This is a genomic window from Serratia sp. YC16 (genome assembly GCF_009707615.1).
In the GTDB taxonomy this organism is placed as follows: Bacteria; Pseudomonadota; Gammaproteobacteria; order Enterobacterales; family Enterobacteriaceae; genus Serratia; species Serratia surfactantfaciens.
On the sequence record NZ_WLYN01000001.1, the window covers coordinates 348,132 to 364,884 of the forward strand.

General features: G+C 61.7%; 12 protein-coding genes. 3 read left to right on the forward strand and 9 right to left on the reverse strand.

Annotation, left to right across the window (positions count from 1 at the left end; translation table 11 throughout):
- Window positions 1-45: 45 nt before the first annotated feature.
- Together GKN89_RS01665 and fes are read right to left on the reverse strand one after the other, a co-directional pair.
- Window positions 46-270, reverse strand: a complete 225-nt coding sequence (locus GKN89_RS01665; protein ID WP_019455380.1) for an MbtH family protein — start codon at window positions 268-270, stop codon at window positions 46-48.
- A 30-nt stretch (window positions 271-300) separates the two neighbouring features.
- The gene (gene fes / locus GKN89_RS01670) at window positions 301-1,608 is read right to left on the reverse strand and encodes an enterochelin esterase (RefSeq protein WP_230328905.1); all 1,308 of its coding nucleotides are present in this window, start codon (window positions 1,606-1,608) and stop codon (window positions 301-303) included.
- A 202-nt stretch (window positions 1,609-1,810) separates the two neighbouring features.
- On the opposite strand from fes, the gene GKN89_RS01675 reads away from it, so the two are divergent.
- Window positions 1,811-4,000, forward strand: coding sequence for a TonB-dependent siderophore receptor (locus tag GKN89_RS01675; RefSeq protein WP_019455382.1), 2,190 nt, complete (start codon window positions 1,811-1,813; stop codon window positions 3,998-4,000).
- 47 nt (window positions 4,001-4,047) lie between these two features.
- On the opposite strand, the gene GKN89_RS01680 is transcribed toward GKN89_RS01675, so the two are convergent.
- Both GKN89_RS01680 and GKN89_RS01685 read right to left on the reverse strand, forming a co-directional pair.
- Entirely contained in the window at window positions 4,048-4,668 is a 621-nt protein-coding gene (locus tag GKN89_RS01680) for a transcriptional regulator (protein WP_309531241.1), read from the reverse strand.
- Window positions 4,669-4,778: 110 nt separating this feature from the next.
- On the reverse strand, window positions 4,779-6,236 hold the full coding sequence (locus GKN89_RS01685; protein WP_019455384.1) for an amino acid permease: 1,458 nt from the start codon (window positions 6,234-6,236) through the stop codon (window positions 4,779-4,781).
- A gap of 618 nt (window positions 6,237-6,854) precedes the next feature.
- Between GKN89_RS01685 and GKN89_RS01690 the strand changes: the two genes are divergently transcribed.
- The gene (locus GKN89_RS01690) at window positions 6,855-8,129 is read left to right on the forward strand and encodes a Glu/Leu/Phe/Val dehydrogenase (RefSeq protein ID WP_019455385.1); all 1,275 of its coding nucleotides are present in this window, start codon (window positions 6,855-6,857) and stop codon (window positions 8,127-8,129) included.
- Window positions 8,130-8,168: 39 nt separating this feature from the next.
- Here GKN89_RS01690 and GKN89_RS01695 read toward each other — a convergent pair whose 3' ends face one another.
- Window positions 8,169-9,707: a long-chain fatty acid--CoA ligase gene (locus tag GKN89_RS01695; protein ID WP_154746221.1), complete on the reverse strand. Its 1,539-nt coding sequence runs from the start codon at window positions 9,705-9,707 to the stop codon at window positions 8,169-8,171.
- A 137-nt stretch (window positions 9,708-9,844) separates the two neighbouring features.
- Here GKN89_RS01695 and GKN89_RS01700 point away from each other — a divergent pair, with 137 nt between their 5' ends.
- Complete coding sequence (locus GKN89_RS01700; protein WP_063919486.1) at window positions 9,845-10,414, forward strand: DJ-1/PfpI family protein; 570 nt, start codon at window positions 9,845-9,847, stop codon at window positions 10,412-10,414.
- A gap of 7 nt (window positions 10,415-10,421) precedes the next feature.
- On the opposite strand, the gene GKN89_RS01705 is transcribed toward GKN89_RS01700, so the two are convergent.
- From GKN89_RS01705 to GKN89_RS01720, 4 genes are all read right to left on the reverse strand, one after another.
- Window positions 10,422-10,775 (reverse strand): DUF1493 family protein, encoded by a 354-nt coding sequence (locus GKN89_RS01705; protein ID WP_019455388.1) that lies wholly within the window; start codon window positions 10,773-10,775, stop codon window positions 10,422-10,424.
- 132 nt (window positions 10,776-10,907) lie between these two features.
- A complete protein-coding gene (locus GKN89_RS01710) occupies window positions 10,908-12,350 on the reverse strand; it encodes an efflux transporter outer membrane subunit (RefSeq protein WP_370520140.1) in 1,443 nt (480 codons plus the stop codon).
- 1 nt (window position 12,351) lies between these two features.
- Entirely contained in the window at window positions 12,352-15,489 is a 3,138-nt protein-coding gene (locus GKN89_RS01715; RefSeq protein WP_154746223.1) for an efflux RND transporter permease subunit, read from the reverse strand.
- 1 nt (window position 15,490) lies between these two features.
- Window positions 15,491-16,633, reverse strand: coding sequence for an efflux RND transporter periplasmic adaptor subunit (locus GKN89_RS01720; RefSeq protein ID WP_154746224.1), 1,143 nt, complete (start codon window positions 16,631-16,633; stop codon window positions 15,491-15,493).
- Between the last annotated feature and the right edge of the window lie 120 nt (window positions 16,634-16,753).

Here is a 16,753-nt window from a genome sequence, read left to right on the forward strand (position 1 = left end):
TGTCCTTTTCCTCAAACGGAATGTAGCGATGTGGTTGCTGCGCGATTAACGCTGCGCATCCGTCGCTTTCAACGACGCCGGCCGCATGTCCTGCCAGTGCGTTTCGATGTAGTCGATGCATTCACCGCGCGCCGCCGGCCCCATCAGCACGCGCCACCCCGGCGGCGTATCGGCAAACTGCGGCCACAGCGAATACTGCTGCTGCGCATTGATCAATACGGAGAAACGGAGACTTTCGTCATCGAACGGGTTTTGTTGTTCCTGAGTCATTTGCCTTACCTGTCTGTCAACATGTGTGGGTTATTTCATCGCGCAAAGCAGTTGGCGCACGCCGTCCACCAGGCCGCCGCGCCAGCACAGCGCATCGTGGCCGCCGGAAAACACGCGATAATCGGCGCGGTGCCCCGCCGCCGTCAGCGCCTCGTGCATCTGGCGATTGACGAATTCGATGTCCGCCTCGCGATCGCCGGCTTGCTGGAGCACGGTGAGCGTGGGCGCCGCCGCGCGGCGTTGCCGAACCTGACGTATCAGCCAGCCTTCCTCCAGCTCGTGGCGCTTTTCGAACTGGGTAACGAATTGCACCGTGGGCCACCAGAAAGAGCCGGACTGGCTCAGCACGTGGCCGAAGCGTTCTGGCCAGTGCAGGCCGGCGTACAGCGCCGCCAGCCCGCCGTAGCTCTGGCCGGCGACCACGGTGCGCGCGCCCGCCTCGCTGAAGGGTTCGCGCCGCTGCGCCTGCGGCAACAGTTCGTCGATTACCGCCTGCCAGAAAGCGGCGTTGCAAGGCAGTTCGTTTTCCCGGTGTTCGCCATCGATCGCATCGATCAGCAGCCAACATGCCGGCGGTAGCTGCCCTTTTGCGGTCTCGTTCTCGATCACCGGCAACAGCGCGTGCCTCTCGATCCAGTTTTGGCCATCGAGCAGCAGCACCAGTGGACGCTCCGCTTTCACCTCGGCGTCGCCGCTGGCATACAGCCAGACGCGCCGTTGGGTGCCCAGCCGTTCGCTGCGCCACTGCAAAAGCTGCAGCCGCGTCTGTTCCAGCGGCCGATCGGCGGCCTGCCAGGCGCTTTGGTCGTCGGCATCCGGCCCCTGGGCCAGGGAAACCGGGCGCGGGCGATGCGAAGGCCCCAGCGAGAGGCGATTCAGCGGATCGGCGATCGCCAGCGGGAACAAAGAGACCCACCAAGCGCGCTGCTGGCGATCGCGCAGCGTTTCTTCGTCGCTGAATACCGGGGGAAGCTCCCGGTCGGTGATGGGGATCAGGCTGTAGCCGCCGCGCCAGCGGCGATCGATAACGGCCGCGCCGTACCAAACGTCGGTGCCGGGGAGCCGGGTCAGGCTGCTGGGAGACGTGCTGTGGTGATCGGTAATGCCGTTGATATCGGCATAGACGCGACGTATCGACGAGCGCTGCTCATCGCCGGCAGGGTCGCGCCATAGCCAGGTCATTTTGACGTGGCTGTCGTCGTACGGCTCGACGATGGGCGTGCCGTGAGCGGCAACCTTCTGCCACCATGCGGGCTGCCCTGCCGTCTCTTCACGCAGCCATTGCGCCGCCAATCCCTCATGACCGTTGTCTGGCCTCTTTTCCGGCAAAAACTCCATAGCGCCCCTTACATAACATGAGTGATTTTTACAAAACCTGACAATCGTATTGATACTCATTATCATTTTCAATACTATTTGTCGGATTTTTACCGTCGTGCAAACACGACGCTTCCGCGTTGATGAGGCAAAGCACGCTCGTCGGCATTTCGGGGTTTATCAGGGTGGCATGACACACAAAAGCAGGTATTCAGGAGAGATAATGAAGATTAAAAACAAAGGGATGGACAACAAAAATGCCGAGGCGATGTCCGCCAGGCGTTTGTTGCTGGGATCGGCGCTGGCTTTACTGCCCTTCGCGCAAAGCGCGTCGGCCGCGGCGGACGAGACGATTTTGGTGACCGCCGACGCGCAAAACAGCGTGACCGCGCCGGTCAAAGGGATCGTCGCCAAAGAGAGCGCCGCCGGCACCAAAACCGCCGTCCCGCTGCGCAAGACGCCGCAGTCCATCTCCGTGGTCACGCGCGAACAAATGAACGACCAGGAACCGGCGTCGGTCGCCGACGCGCTGAACTACACCAGCGGGGTAATCACCACCTACCGCGGCAACTCCAACCGCAATGACGAAGTGATCAGCCGTGGCTTCCGCTATGCGCCCAAGCTGCTCGACGGCCTGCACTTTGGCCTCTCGAGCCAAAACGGCGGCGCCGGGCAGATCGATCCCTGGCTGCTGGAGCGCGTGGAGATGGTGCACGGCCCGGCCGGCGTGCTGTACGGTCAGGTCAGCCCCGGCGGCGTGGTAGTGATGACCAGCAAGCGCCCTACCGCCCAGAGCATTCACGAAGTTAAATTCAGCACCGGCAACCGCCATCTGGCAGAAACGGCGTTCGATTTCGGCGGCAAGCTCAACGACGACAACACCCTGTTCTACCGCCTGAACGGCATCGCCAGAACCGAACATGAGTTCGTCAAAGACAGCAAGCAGCAACGGGTGGCCATCGCCCCGGCCTTCACCTGGCTGCCGAACGAAGACACCAGCTTTACGCTGCTGACCAGCTACCAGAACGACCCGAAAGCCGGGTCGCGCAACTTCCTGCCGCGCGCCGGCACGCTGTTCCCGACCAGCGCGGGCTACGTGCCTTACGATTTCAACGTCAGCGAGCCCAGCTTCAACAAATCGCGGCGCGAGCAGGCGTCGATCGGTTACAGCCTCGAACATAACTTCAACGATGCGCTGTCGTTTACCCAGAACCTGCGCTTCACCCACCGTGATGAAGACTATAAATATCTGGTTTATAACGTAAACTCGAAGGTCAACGACCACACCGTCACCCGCATGGCGCAGCATGAAACGCAGATGACCAACGAGTTTGGCGTGGATAACCAGCTGAAGGGCCTGTTCGATACCGGCGAAGTGAAACACACCGTGCTGGGCGGACTGGATTATCGTTACAGCCATATCGATTCGAAGATGTATCGCGATCGCGGCAACGACTACCCGATCGACTGGGCTAACCCGACGCATAGCAGCATTGACGGCAGCGCGCTGACGCTGGCTTCCAGCGACTTGAAAACGCTGAATCAGGTCGGGGTGTATCTGCAGGACCAGCTGGAGTGGAATGACTGGAACCTGCTGCTGTCCGGCCGCCAGGACTGGTCGCAGGTCAACACCCGCGATCGCACCGTCGGCGGTAAAGAGCAGACCTACAACGATGCGCAATTTACCGGCCGCGCGGGATTGCTTTACGCCTTCGATAACGGCATTTCGCCGTACGTCAGCTATAGCACCTCGTTCGATCCTAACCTGTATCCGAGCGCGCCGGGCGCCGACCCGCTCAAGCCGACCACCGGCAAGCAAACCGAGGTGGGCGTGAAGTACCAGATCCCGGGCGGCAACACGCTGTTGACCCTTTCCTGGTTCGATATTACCCAACGCAACGTGGCGTCCTATAACCGTCTCACCTCCGCCTACGAGCAGATTGGCGAAGTGAAATCCAAGGGGATCGAGGCGGAAGTGCACGCTCAGCCGACGCCGGAGATCAAGCTGACCGCCGCCTATACCTACACCGACGTGGTGACCAAAGACTCCAATTCGGCGGATGAAATCGGCCACAGCCCGGCGGGCATCCCGCGCCATGCGGCATCCGCCTGGGGCAGCTACAGCTTCCTGAGCGGTGCGCTGAACGGCCTGACCGTCGGCAGCGGCGTGCGCTACATCGGCGATGCGCCGGCCGACGCCACCGGCCAGTACGACGTGCCGCACTACACGCTGTACGACGCCATGGTGAAGTATGACCTCGGTCAGGCTTCGTCGGCGCTGCGCGGCGCGGCGCTCCAGCTCAACGTGCAGAACCTGACGGACAAGAAATATGTTTCATCGTGCAGCGGCGAGTACGCCTGCTTCTACGGCAGCGGCCGCAGCATTATCGCTTCGGTCAACTACCGCTGGTAACGACAAGGGGCGGCCATCGCCGCCCCTTTCCCGCTTTCTCGCCGCCTTTACTCCTGCTTCAATTCCCGCAGATGTTTGTACACCGTGGCGCGCCCCATCGACAGCACGTTGGCGATGTAATCCGCCGCGCTTTTAGCCTTGAACGCCCCCTGATGATAGAGATCGCTGACCAGGCGACGCTTCTGCTCGCGGCTCAGCGCGCCGAGCGCAGCGTTCTCACGCCGCAGCCAGTCATGCAGGAAGGTGTTGATCTTCTCCTGCCAGTCGTCTTTGAACAGCTGTTGCGGCTGCGGCTGCAATCGCGTGACCGATAAAAACATATCCAGCGCGTTGCGGGCATCCTCGAACATCGCGGTGCTCAGGTTGATGCACAGCAGATAGCTGGGGTTGCCCTGCTCGTCGCGCGCGGCAATGCTCACCGAACGCATCTTTTTGCCGTCCCAGTTCAGCTTTTCATAGGGGCCGGTCACGCTGACGTCGTCGTCGAGCGTGAAGTCCTCCAGCCCGGCGTCATCGCCCGGCTTGCGTTTCGACAGGTTGTTCGCCAGATAGGCTATCTTGTTGGTGGTCAAATCGTGGATCACCACTTCCGCATTCGGGAAAAACAGCGCCGCGATGCCGTCGGCGACCGACCGCAAAAGTTCGAGTTGAGAAGAAGTGTTCGGCACGCTGGGGTGTCTCCGTATAGCCCGGTTTGGTTTGCTGTTCAGCCGCTTAGCATACCGCAGTTGCCGCCGCTTGCCGAGTGGGCCGGCGGCGGCCGCGCCTGCTTCGCCGGTTATTCCGCCTCGGCGCCGTGCTGATAAAACACGTAGCTCTCGCGCGCCAGACTGTCGCGCACCCGATAACGCCAGACCAGGCCAAGCGCGGTAAACCAGAGTGGCATGCTGCACAGCGCGATCAGCGTATCGCGATCGAACACCATCAGCACCAGCGTAAAGGCGAAGAACGCCAGCGTCAGCCAGGCCATCACGACCCCGCCCGGCATTTTGAAGTGGGAAGCGGCATGCAGTTCCGGTCGTTTCTGGCGATACACCAGATAGGCGACCAAAATCATGCCCCAGCTGTAAACCACCAGGATCGCCGCCACGGTGGAGACGATGGTGAACAGCGTCATCACGTTCGGCACCAGCACCAGCAGCAAGGTGCCGGCCACCATGCAGAAGCAGGAAAACAGCAGGCTGCGGATCGGAATGGCGGTGGTGCGCGACAGAATGCGGAACTGGCCGTGGGCGTGCTTTTCCATCGACAGGCTGTACAGCATGCGGGTGCTGGAATAGACCCCGCTGTTGGCCGAGGACATCGCCGAAGTCAGCACCACAAAGTTGATTATCGCGGCGGCGGCCGGCAGCCCCGCCTGATCGAACAGCATCACGAACGGGCTGCTGTCCGGTGAGATATGGCTCCACGAGGTAACGGCGATAATGGTCAGCATCGAGCACACGTAGAAGACGATGATGCGCGCCGGGATGGCGTTGATCGCCTTCGGCAGCACCTTCTCGGGGTTTTTGGTCTCCGCCGACATCGTGCCCAGCAGTTCGATGCCGGTGCAGGAGAAAATGGCGATCTGGAAACCGGCGAAGAAACCGAAGATGCCGTGCGGCATGAAAATGGCGGGATCGGTGACGTTATGCAGCGATGCGGTCACGCCATCCGGCGAGGTCCAGCCGCTGAACACCATCCAGGCGCCGGTGGCGATCAGCGCGACGATCGCCACCACCTTGATCATGGCGAACCAGAATTCGGCCTCGCCGAACATCTTGACCGACAGCATGTTGAACAGACACAGGAACCCCAGCGTCAACAGCGCCGGTAGCCAGGGCGAAACGTTCGGCAGCCAATATTGCACATAGCCGCCGCACACCACCACGTCGGCGATGCAGGTCACCACCCAGCTCAGCCAGTAGGACCAACCGAGAAAAAAGCTGGCGCGCGGCCCCAGGTATTCCGAGACGAAATCGGCGAACGAGCGGTAATCGAGCCGGGTGAGCAGCAGCTCCCCCATCGCTCTCATCACCATAAACATGAAAAAGCCGACGATGGCGTAAGTCAGCACGATGGAGGTGCCCGACAGCGCGATGGTCTTACCGGAGCCCATAAACAGCCCGGTGCCGATGGCGCCGCCGATCGAAATCAGTTGAATGTGGCGCGCACTCAGTCCGCGCTGCAGGGTTTGGGCACAGTGAGGCCCCTCGGCTGAACCTGGGCTCAGCCGATCGCAGTGGTTTTTTGTCATGGTGTTACCTGTCCGTCGTTAAGGCGATTAAGCAACCGATGTGCGGTTGCAGCAGGAATGAAACGCCCGAGGGCGCTCTAACCGGCAAAAAAATTCAGACCAAACGCTGCCCGCCCCGTTGTGACAGGGAGGTAATAATAATGGATGCCTGGAAAATGCTCGCGTGAGCCGTCGTATCGCCCACGTTTGGCGTACAAAGCCCGAGCGTGGTGGGTAAACTCTAAAATATCAAATGGTTATGCTTTCCCTTGTGCAACAAAAAAACGACGCCGGAGCCGTTTTAACATTAATTTAACTCTGGCGAGGGGAAATGCCATTGTCAACATGGCAGTTAAATAAAATGAAACTTTTTGATCACATTCAAGCTTCTGAAAAATAGATAAAAAGGCTTTTTATGCGTTTTATATGCATAAAGTATGCATGTTCACGCTCACTGCCGAATAAAAGTAATTAACTATTCATTTATGCTCGGCGGGCGGCGAAAAACCGTCCGCTGGCCCGATGAGCGAGGGGCTAACAACCGGCATAATTAGTGGTAAATTAAGCGTCGCAAAGTGTTATGCGCTTGCTAATCCACGGTTAAACGAAATAAATACCTCTAATATATAAAGGTTGGTTATGGAAAAGCTATCCTACGCTTCAGACAGCAGCACCACCGCTTGGGCTACATATCTGCAACAAATCGATCGCGTCGCCCCTTACCTCGGCGAGCTGTCACGCTGGGTTGATACGCTGCGTCACCCTAAGCGCGCTTTGATTGTCGATATCCCGCTGCAGATGGACGATGGCACCATCCGCCACTTCGAAGGCTTCCGCGTACAGCACAACCTGTCGCGTGGGCCGGGTAAAGGCGGTATCCGCTTCCACCCTGACGTCGATCTGAACGAAGTGATGGCCCTGTCCGCCTGGATGACCATCAAGTGTGCCGCAGTCAACCTGCCGTACGGCGGCGCCAAGGGCGGCATCCGCGTCGACCCGTTCAAACTGTCTGAAGGTGAACTGGAGCGACTGACCCGCCGCTACACCAGCGAAATCGGCTTCATCATTGGGCCACAGAAAGACATTCCTGCGCCGGACGTCGGCACCAACGCCAAAGTGATGGCCTGGATGATGGACACCTACTCCATGAACCACGGCACCACCATCACCGGCGTGGTCACCGGCAAGCCAATCCACCTCGGCGGCTCTCTGGGCCGTGAGAAAGCGACCGGCCGCGGCGTGTTCGTCACCGGCAGCGAAGTGGCCAAGCGTCTGGGCGTGCAGATCGAAGGCGCCAAAGTGGCGGTACAAGGCTTCGGTAACGTGGGCAGCGAAGCGGCGCGTCTGTTCGTCGGCGTCGGCGCTCGCGTCGTCACCATCCAGGACCACTCCGCCACCCTGTTCAACGCCAACGGCATCGACCTGACCGCGCTGACCGAATATCAGGCCAAGCACAAGCAGATCGCCGGTTTCCCTGGCGCCAGCGAGATCGAAAGCGAAGCGTTCTGGTCGGTTGACATGGACATCCTGATCCCGGCCGCGTTGGAAGGCCAAATCACCCGCCAGCGCGCCGAAATCCTCAGCGCCAAGCTGGTGCTGGAAGGTGCTAACGGCCCGACCTTCCCGGATGCGGACGACATTCTGCGCTCCCGTAACATCACCGTGGTGCCTGACGTTATCTGTAACGCCGGCGGCGTAACGGTCAGTTACTTCGAGTGGGTGCAGGACATGGCGAGCTACTTCTGGAGCGAGTCCGAAATCAACGAGCGCATGGACAAGATCATGACCGACGCGATGGTTCATGTCTGGAACAAGGCTGAAGAGAAAGAGTGCAGCCTGCGCACCGCCGCTTACATCGTGGCTTGTGAGCGCATCCTGACCGCACGTAAAGAGCGCGGCATCTACCCTGGTTGATGCCCGTTTCCCGGCCTGCTTCGGCAGGCCGGATTTTCCTCAACGCAAACAGCGCTTCAATACCTTACCGGTGCTGGTCATCGGCAAACGTTCGACGAATTCAATGATGCGCGGATATTTGTACGCCGCCAGCCTCTCCTTGCTCCAGGCGATCAGCGTCTCCTCCTCGACCGGCTCCTCGCTCTCCTTCAGCACCACCACCGCTTTGATCTCTTCGCCCAGCGACGGATGCTCTACGCCGATCACCGCCACCAACGACACCGCCGGATGGCGAATCAACGCCTCTTCAATCTCGCGCGGATAGACGTTGAAGCCGCCGCGAATGATCATGTCCTTGGCCCGATCGACGATAAAATAGAAGCCGTCGGCGTCGCGGCGCGCCAGATCGCCGGTGCGGAACCAGCCGTTCTCCAGCACTTCCGCCGTCGCCTCCGGCCGATTCAGATACCCCTTCATGATGTTATGGCCACGCACGGCAATCTCCCCCACCTGGTCGACACCGTCGATCGGCCGCCCGACGGCGTCCAGCAAACGCACCTCCACGCCCCAGATCGGCTGGCCGATGGAACCGGGCTTGGTCACCCGATGCGGATGGTTGAAGGTGGCGACCGGGCTGGTTTCCGATAGCCCGTAGCCTTCGTGAATATCGATGCCGAAACGGCGCGAAAAATCCTCCAGAATTTGCACCGGCAGACTGGCGCCGCCGGACACCGCCATGCGCAGCGTGCTGCGCAGGCGTTCGATATCCGTATGCTCGTCGAGCGCATTCAGCAGCGCCCAGTACATGGTCGGCACGCCGGCGAAGAACGTAATCCCGTGCCGCTGCATCAGCGCGATGGTCTGCGCGGCGTCGAAACGCTCGACCAGCACCAGCGTGGCCGCGGAGGCGAAACCGGCGTTCATCTGCACCGACGAACCGAAGGTATGAAACAGCGGCAACGTGACCAGATGGCGATCGGGGCGCGTTTCCGAACCGTCAAACAGCCGCACCGATCCCAGCGCATTGAACACCAGGTTGGCGTGGGTCAGCTCCGCCCCTTTGGCGCGACCGGTGGTGCCGCTGGTGTACAGCACCACCGCCGTGTCGTTTTCCGCCGTCGCCGCCGAAGCGAACTCGCTGGCCTGCGGGGCGATCGCCGCACTGAAACGTTCCCCCTCGAGCGGCAGTCGATCGCCGATGATAAACACCTCGCGGCAGGCCTTCGCCTGCGCCGCGGCATGCAGCGCCTCTTCCCCCAGCGGCAGTCCGCTGTGGCCCTCAAAGCAAAACAGCGCCACGGCGGCGGAATCCGCCAGGTAATAATCGAATTCGGCGCTTTTGAGCAAAATATTGAGCGGCACCACTACCGCGCCGCTTTTGAGAATGCCGTAATAGATCGCCGCAAACTCCGGGCGGTTACTGCAGGCCAACGCCACCCGTTCACCGGGCTGCACGCCGCGCGCGACCAGCAGATTCGCCACGCGGTTAGCCATCTCGTTCAGCGCCCGATAGCTGAGCGGGATATCGTCCTGAATCACCGCCGGCCGTTCCGGCCAGGTGCGCGCACTCTCTTCAAGCAAGGTTGCCAAATTCAGCATCGGGGTTCCTCCCTGGGGTAATGGCGGCGGTTAAAAATGCCGCAGTATCACGAGTATAGATAGGCGTTTCGCGGTTCGCATTCCCAGGGGCGCTGGGCTATACCTTAGGCAATCCCCATCCTGCAGGAGTTGTGATCATGAGCAAGAAAAAGATCCTGATGCTGGTCGGCGACTACGCCGAAGATTATGAAACCATGGTGCCGTTTCAGGCGCTGCAGATGATCGGCCATCAGGTGGATGCCGTGTGTCCCGGCAAAGCCGTCGGTGACTACATCCAGACGGCGATCCACGACTTCGACGGCGCGCAAACCTACAGCGAAAAACCCGGCCATCGCTTTACCCTCAATGCCGACTTTGCCGCCGCTAAAGAAGAACGCTACGACGCACTGCTGATCCCCGGCGGCCGGGCGCCGGAGTACCTGCGTTTGAATCCCGAGGTGATCGCGTTGGTGCAGGCGTTTGACGCCGCGAAAAAACCGATCGCCGCCGTTTGCCATGGCCCGCAGCTGCTGGCGGCGGCCGGCGTGTTGAAAGGCCGCACCTGCAGCGCCTATCCGGCCTGCGCGCCGGAGGTGCGGCTTGGCGGCGGCCATTATGCCGAGATCGGTATCGATCAGGCGCACGTCGACGGCAACCTGGTCACCGCCCCGGCCTGGCCGGCGCATCCGCAGTGGTTGGCGAAGTTTGCCGAGCTGCTGCAACAGTGACGCAGCGCTAGCGGAGCTGCTCGATAAGGAAATGGATATCGTACAGCCAGCGTTTGGCGCGCGCGGAGCGCACCAGCATAGACACGCACAGCGGCCGGGTGTGTTCTTTGCAGGCGGAGGGCGAGAACCAGCGCCCGGTATTGCTCGGCGGCTGGAAATAAAGCTCGTGGTTATAGTTGCTGCTGTCGACGCCGAAGGTGTCGAAGTAGCGGCGCATCAGCGTGTTGGAATCGCTGAACGACAGGTGGAGCGCGGTGTTGATCTCGGTTTCCGGGGTGATTGTCACGCCCTTCTTCAGCCGCCCTGGCGCGTTGAATGCGGCGATTAGCGTGATGACCTGTTGCTGAATGTCTTCTGTCATGACGACCTCGAGCCGGTGTTAATAGGGGTAAATGCGTTCTTCTGTCTGACTCTGCCCGCCGCGGCGAGTTCGGGACGCCGGGCGGGTTTTCTGTTTCTTTACGTTTTCCGGCAGTAAAACGCACGCCGAGGGCTAGCGGCTGAGCGTGGTCTTGTCGGCGATGACGCCGTCCCCCTGCCGTTCGGCGGCGATGCCGCCGCCCAGCACTTTATACAGGGTGGCCTGATTGTCGTACGCAGTCTGCTGTGCGGCGATCAGCGACTGCTGCGCGGTATACAGCGTGCGCTGCGCGTCCAGCAAGGTCAGATAGCTGTCCACGCCCTGACGGTAGCGCAGTTCGGCGAGACGATAATATTGCTGCGCCGCCGTGACATAGCCGTTTTGCGCCGCCAGCTGTTCCTGCAGCGTTGCCTTGCGCGCCAACGCATCGACGGTTTCCTGAAACGCCGTCTGCACCGCCTTCTCATAGGTGGCGACATACAGATCTCTCTGCGCTTTGCTGTAGTTCAGCTGCGAAGTGTTGTAGCCGCCGCTGAAGATCGGCAGGCTGATGCTCGGCGCAAACGACCAGACGCCCGCCCCGTGGCTGAACAGCGACGAGAGCTCACCGCTGCCCACGCCGCCGCTGGCGGTCAGGCTGATCGAGGGGAAGAACGCCGCGCGGGCCGAACCGATATTGGCGTTGGCGGACTTCAGGTTGTGCTCGGCCTGCAGTACGTCCGGCCGCTGCAGCAATACCTGCGAAGAGATGCCGGACGGCAGATCGCGCATGATCCCGCCCAGCGCGTCGATGCCGCCCGGCAGCAGGTTTTCCGGCACGCTTTGCCCCACCGCCAGATCCAGGGCGTTTTTCGCCTGTGCGGCGCTGGTGGCGTAACTGGCGGCGTCGGCGCGCGCCTGTTGATAGACGGTCTCCGCCGACGCCACGTCGACCAGCGACGAGATGCCGTGTTGTTGGTTCTTGCGCGTCACCTCCAGCGATCGTTTGGCGCTTTCCATCGTCTGCTGCGCCACCGCCAGATTGCTGCGCTCGGCCGCCACCGCCACCCAGTCGGTGACGATATCGGCGATCAGCGTCAGGCGGGTGCTTTTCGCCGCTTCGGAGTTAGCCAGATAGGTTTCGAACGCCGCCCGCGACAGGCTGGCGTTTTTGCCGAACAGATCCAGTTCAAAGGCGCTGACGCCGGCCTGCGCTTCGTAACTCTGGCTGATGGCCGTGGCATTGCCGTTGCCGGTCAGCGAACGCCCGCGGCTGCCGTCGGCGGTGGCGTTGATCGTCGGCAACAGCGCCGCCCGCTGCTCGCCGTACAGCGCACGCGCCGACGCGATATTGGCGATCGCCTCGCGCAGATCGCGGCTGCTGTTCAGCCCCATCGCCACCACCTGCCGCAGCCTGGCGTCCTGCACATAGTCGCGCCAGGCGACGTCCGGATAGCTCAGCGCCTGCTTGCCGGCGGCCTCGCCCTGCGGCAGCGTGGCCGCTATCGGCGCCGTCGGCCGCTGATAATCAGGATCCAGCGAAATACAGCCTGCCAACAGCAGCGGTAAAGTTAACATCATGACTCGTTGCAACACGTTATTCTCCTGCCTGTGGCGGCCGGCTGGCGGCGCGGCGGCTAAACATGCGGCGCACCAGCACATAAAACAGCGGGACGAAAAAGATGGCCAATAGGGTCGCGGTAATGGTGCCGCCGATAATGCCGGTACCGATGGCGATGCGGCTGTTGGCCCCGGCACCGCTGGATACCGCCAGCGGCAGCACCCCGGCGGTAAACGCCAGCGAGGTCATCAGGATCGGCCGCAGACGCATGCGCGCCGCGTGGATCGCCGCGCCAATCAGCGTTTCACCGCGCTGGTGCATCTCTTCGGCGAACTCGACGATCAAAATGGCGTTTTTCGCCGACAAACCGACGATGGTGAGCAGCGCCACCTGGAAGTAGATATCGTTTTCCAGCCCGCGCAGCGTGATCGCCAGCAGCGAACCGACGATGCCCATCGGCACCACCAACATCACCGCAAACGGAATCGACCAGCTCTCATACAGCGCCGCCAGGCACAGGAACACCACGATGAGCGAAATGGCGTACAGCGACGACGCCTGGCCGCTGGTCAGTCGCTCCTGATAGGAGAGCCCGCTCCAGGAATAGCTGCTGCCGGCGGAGAATTTCGCCGCCAGTTTTTCCATCTCGCTCATCGCCGTGCCGGAGCTGACGCCGGCGGCGCCCTGTCCGGTGATCTCGAACGACGACAGCCCGTTATAGCGCGACAGGTTTTCCGGGCCGTAGATCCAGTGTGAGGAAGCAAAAGCGGAGAACGGCGTCATGCTGCTGTCGCCCGCCGCGTTGGTGCCGCGCACAAACCATTTGTCGAGATCTTCCGGCTTGGCGCGATACGCTACGTCGCCCTGCATATAGACCTTTTTCACCCGGTTGCGATCGATAAAGTCGTTGACGTAGGTGCTGCCGAACGCGCTGCTGAGCGTGCTGTTGACGTCGCCGGCGCTCAGGCCGAGCGCCTGCAGTTTGCCGCTGTCGATCTCCACCTGCAGCTGCGGCGTGTCCGGCAAGGTGTTGGCGCGCACCGCCAACAGCGACGGATTGCCGGCGGCGGCGGCGACGATCTGATCGCGCATCGCCTGCAGTTCGGCGCGGGTGGTCGCCCCTTTGGCCTGCAGCTCGAAGGTAAAGCCGTCGGACTGGCCGAAGCCGTCGATCGCCGGCGGGCTCATGGAGAACACCTGGGCGTCGCGCAGCGAGGCGAAATGCGCCATGGCGCGCTTGGCGATGGCGTCGGCGGTGTTTTCGCTGCCGCCGCGTTGGCTCCAGTCTTTGAGGCTGACGAACGCTATGCCGGCGTTTTGCCCGCTGCCGCTGAAACCGAAGCCGTTGATGGTGAAAATGGTGCTGACGTTGGCCTTTTCCTGTTCGAGGAAATAGGCGGTGACCGCCTCGCTCACCGCCGAGGTGCGGGCGTTGGTCGCGCCGGCCGGCAAGGTGTACTGCACCATGACCGAACCCTGATCCTCATTGGGCAGAAAGCCGGTCGGCAGGCGCAGGTACATCACGGCGGCGGCGATCAGCAGCAGGCCGTACAGCAGCAGGTAGCGCGTCGGCCGGTGGATCACCCTGCCGACCTTATCGGCGTACTTCTCCTGCAGCCGGTTATAACCGCGGTTGAATTTACCCAGCAGCCCTTTGTCGGTCTGTTCTTCATGCGACGCTTTTAGCAACGTGGCGCACAGCGCCGGCGCCAGCGTCAACGCCAGCACGACCGACAGCACCATCGAGGAGACGACGGTGATCGAGAACTGACGGTAGATCACTCCGGTTGAACCGCCGAAGAACGCCATCGGCAGGAACTCCGCCGACAGCACCAGCGCGATGCCGACCAGCGCGCCGGTGATCTCGCGCATCGATTTCTCCGTCGCCTCGCGCGGCGGCAGCTTGTCTTCGCGCATCACGCGTTCGACGTTTTCCACCACCACGATGGCGTCGTCCACCAACAGCCCGATCGCCAACACCATGCCGAACAGCGTCAGGGTATTGATCGAGTAGCCGAACGCCGCCAGCACGCCGAAGGTGCCCAGCAACACCACCGGCACGGTGATGGTTGGGATCAGCGTGGTGCGCAGGTTTTGCAGGAACACGAACATCACCACCACCACCAGGACCACCGCCTCGAACAGCGTTTTCACCACCTCCTCGATCGAGATGTTGATGAAGTCGGTGCTGTCTTTCGGGTAGGCCACCTTATAACCGTGCGGCATCGCGCTTTGGTATTCCGCCACTTTGGCCTTCACCAGTTTGGCGGTATTGAGCGCGTTGGCGCCCGCTGCCAGCTTGACCGCGATCCCCGCCGCCGGGTGACCGTTGAGGTGCGCGCTGGCTGAATAGTCTTCATTGCCGAGCTCAACCCGCGCCACGTCGCCCAAGCGCACCAGCGCGCCGCTGCTGTCGCTTTTCAGGATGATATTGCGGAACTGTTCCGGCGTTTGCAGCCGCGACTGCGCCTTCACCGTGGCGGTCAACTGCTGATCGGCGGCGGCCGGCAGATCGCCGATTTTACCGGCGGATACCTGGGTGTTTTGCGCCTCGATCGCCGTCTGCACGTCGGACGGCATCAGCGCATAGGCCGCCAGCCTGGTTGGATCCAGCCAGATGCGCATCGCATATTCCGAGCCGAACACCTGCACGTCCCCCACGCCCTCGATGCGCGACAGCGGATCCTGCAGGTTGCTGACCAGGTAGTCGGAAATGTCGGCCATCGTCGCCTTGTCGCTCTCGTCATACAGCCCGACGATCAGCAGGAAGCTGCTCTGGGATTTCTTGACCGTCACGCCCTGGGCGGTGACCGCGCTCGGCAGGCGGCTCTCCGCCTGCTGCACCTTGTTTTGCACCTGCACCTGCGCGATATCCGGATCGGTACCCTGATCAAAGGTGACGTTGATGCTGACCGAGCCGCTGGAGCTGCTGGTCGATGAAAAATACAGCAGACCGTCCAGGCCGGTGAGCTGCTGCTCTATCACCTGGGTGACGCTGTTTTCCAGCGTTTCCGCGTCCGCCCCCGGATAGGTGGCGGAGATGGAGATCTGCGGCGGTGACACGTCCGGGTACTGCGAGATGGGCAACGAATTGATCGACATCAGGCCGCACAGCATGATGATGATGGCGATCACCCAGGCGAACACCGGGCGGCGGATAAAGAACTGCGCCATATTACTGCTCCCCGCTTTGGGCTTTGTCGACCGAGACGGCGACCGGTTTCACCGCCGCGCCGATCGTCACCTTGCTGGTGCCTTCGACGATCAGGCGATCGCCCTCGTTCAGCCCGCTGCCAATCAGCCAGTTGCTGCCCACCACCCGCTCGGCGACAACGGTGCGCTGCGCCACTTTGTTTTGCTCGTCCACCACCAACGCGGTGGCTTCGCCCTTGGCGTTACGGGTGATACCCTGCTGCGGCGCCAGAATGGCTTTGGGGTCGACGCCGTTGTCCACCGTGGCGTGCACATACATGCCCGGCAGCAGCTCATGCTCGGGGTTGGGGAACACGGCGCGCAGCGTGACCGAGCCGGTGGCCTCATCCACCGCCACCTCGGTCAGCTCCAGTTTGCCGGCATGGGCATAAGGCGAGCCGTCCTCCAGTTTGATGGCGACCGGCGTCACCGCCCCGCGCTGCAGAGCGGCCTGCTGGCGACGCAGTTTGAGCAACTGGGCGCTGGACTGGGTAAGGTCGACATAGATCGGATCCAGCGCGCGGATGGTGGTCAACGCATCGCTTTGGCCGGCGGTCACCAACGCGCCCGGCGTCACCGACGAAATGCCGATGCGCCCGGTGATGGGCGCACGCACCTGGGTATAGCCGAGATTGATGCGCGCCGTTTCCAGCACCGCCTGATACTGCGCCACCGACGCCACGGCCTGCAGATACGCGGCTTTGGCGTCGTCCGCGTCCTGTTTGGAAACGCCGTTTTCTTTCACCAGCGCCGCATAGCGCTGCGATTTGAGCCGGGTGGATTGCACCGTCGCCTGGGCGTTTTTCAGCTGGGCTGAGGCCTGATCGTAGCTGGCCTGATAGCTGGCGGGGTCAATTTGATACAACACTTGCCCGGCCTTCACCTCCGCCCCCTCGGTGAACAACCGCTGTTTGATGATGCCGTCAACCTGCGGCCGCACGTCGGAGGTCATGGTGGCGTTGACTCGGCCGGTCAGCTCGCTGCTCAGGGTCACTGGCTGGCCGCGCAGCGTGACGACGCCGACCTCCTGCTCACCGCCCGCTCCCGCCGGTGCGCCGGCGTTTTGTCCGTCGCAGGCGGCCAGCAGCAGCGACAGCCCGAGCACCAAAAGCATTTTCCTCTGCATGGCAATACGATCCTATTGAGAATGATTATTCTCAATATATCGAATGCCGGAATTCGCTTCTGAAAGGGTTGCGTAAGGATAGCGTAAAATCTTTTCGGGCTGAAAAACGCGCAGCGTGGT

What these genes read in the sequence shown, in the direction of transcription:
- GKN89_RS01720 (WP_154746224.1), bottom strand. Translation starts at nt 16,633, where the DNA reads ATGCAGAGGAAAATGCTTTTGGTGCTCGGGCTGTCGCTGCTGCTGGCC.
- GKN89_RS01665 (WP_019455380.1), bottom strand. Translation starts at nt 270, where the DNA reads ATGACTCAGGAACAACAAAACCCGTTCGATGACGAAAGTCTCCGTTTC.
- GKN89_RS01690 (WP_019455385.1), top strand. Translation starts at nt 6,855, where the DNA reads ATGGAAAAGCTATCCTACGCTTCAGACAGCAGCACCACCGCTTGGGCT.
- GKN89_RS01675 (WP_019455382.1), top strand. Translation starts at nt 1,811, where the DNA reads ATGAAGATTAAAAACAAAGGGATGGACAACAAAAATGCCGAGGCGATG.
- GKN89_RS01705 (WP_019455388.1), bottom strand. Translation starts at nt 10,775, where the DNA reads ATGACAGAAGACATTCAGCAACAGGTCATCACGCTAATCGCCGCATTC.
- GKN89_RS01695 (WP_154746221.1), bottom strand. Translation starts at nt 9,707, where the DNA reads ATGCTGAATTTGGCAACCTTGCTTGAAGAGAGTGCGCGCACCTGGCCG.
- GKN89_RS01715 (WP_154746223.1), bottom strand. Translation starts at nt 15,489, where the DNA reads ATGGCGCAGTTCTTTATCCGCCGCCCGGTGTTCGCCTGGGTGATCGCC.
- GKN89_RS01700 (WP_063919486.1), top strand. Translation starts at nt 9,845, where the DNA reads ATGAGCAAGAAAAAGATCCTGATGCTGGTCGGCGACTACGCCGAAGAT.
- GKN89_RS01685 (WP_019455384.1), bottom strand. Translation starts at nt 6,236, where the DNA reads ATGACAAAAAACCACTGCGATCGGCTGAGCCCAGGTTCAGCCGAGGGG.
- fes (WP_230328905.1), bottom strand. Translation starts at nt 1,608, where the DNA reads ATGGAGTTTTTGCCGGAAAAGAGGCCAGACAACGGTCATGAGGGATTG.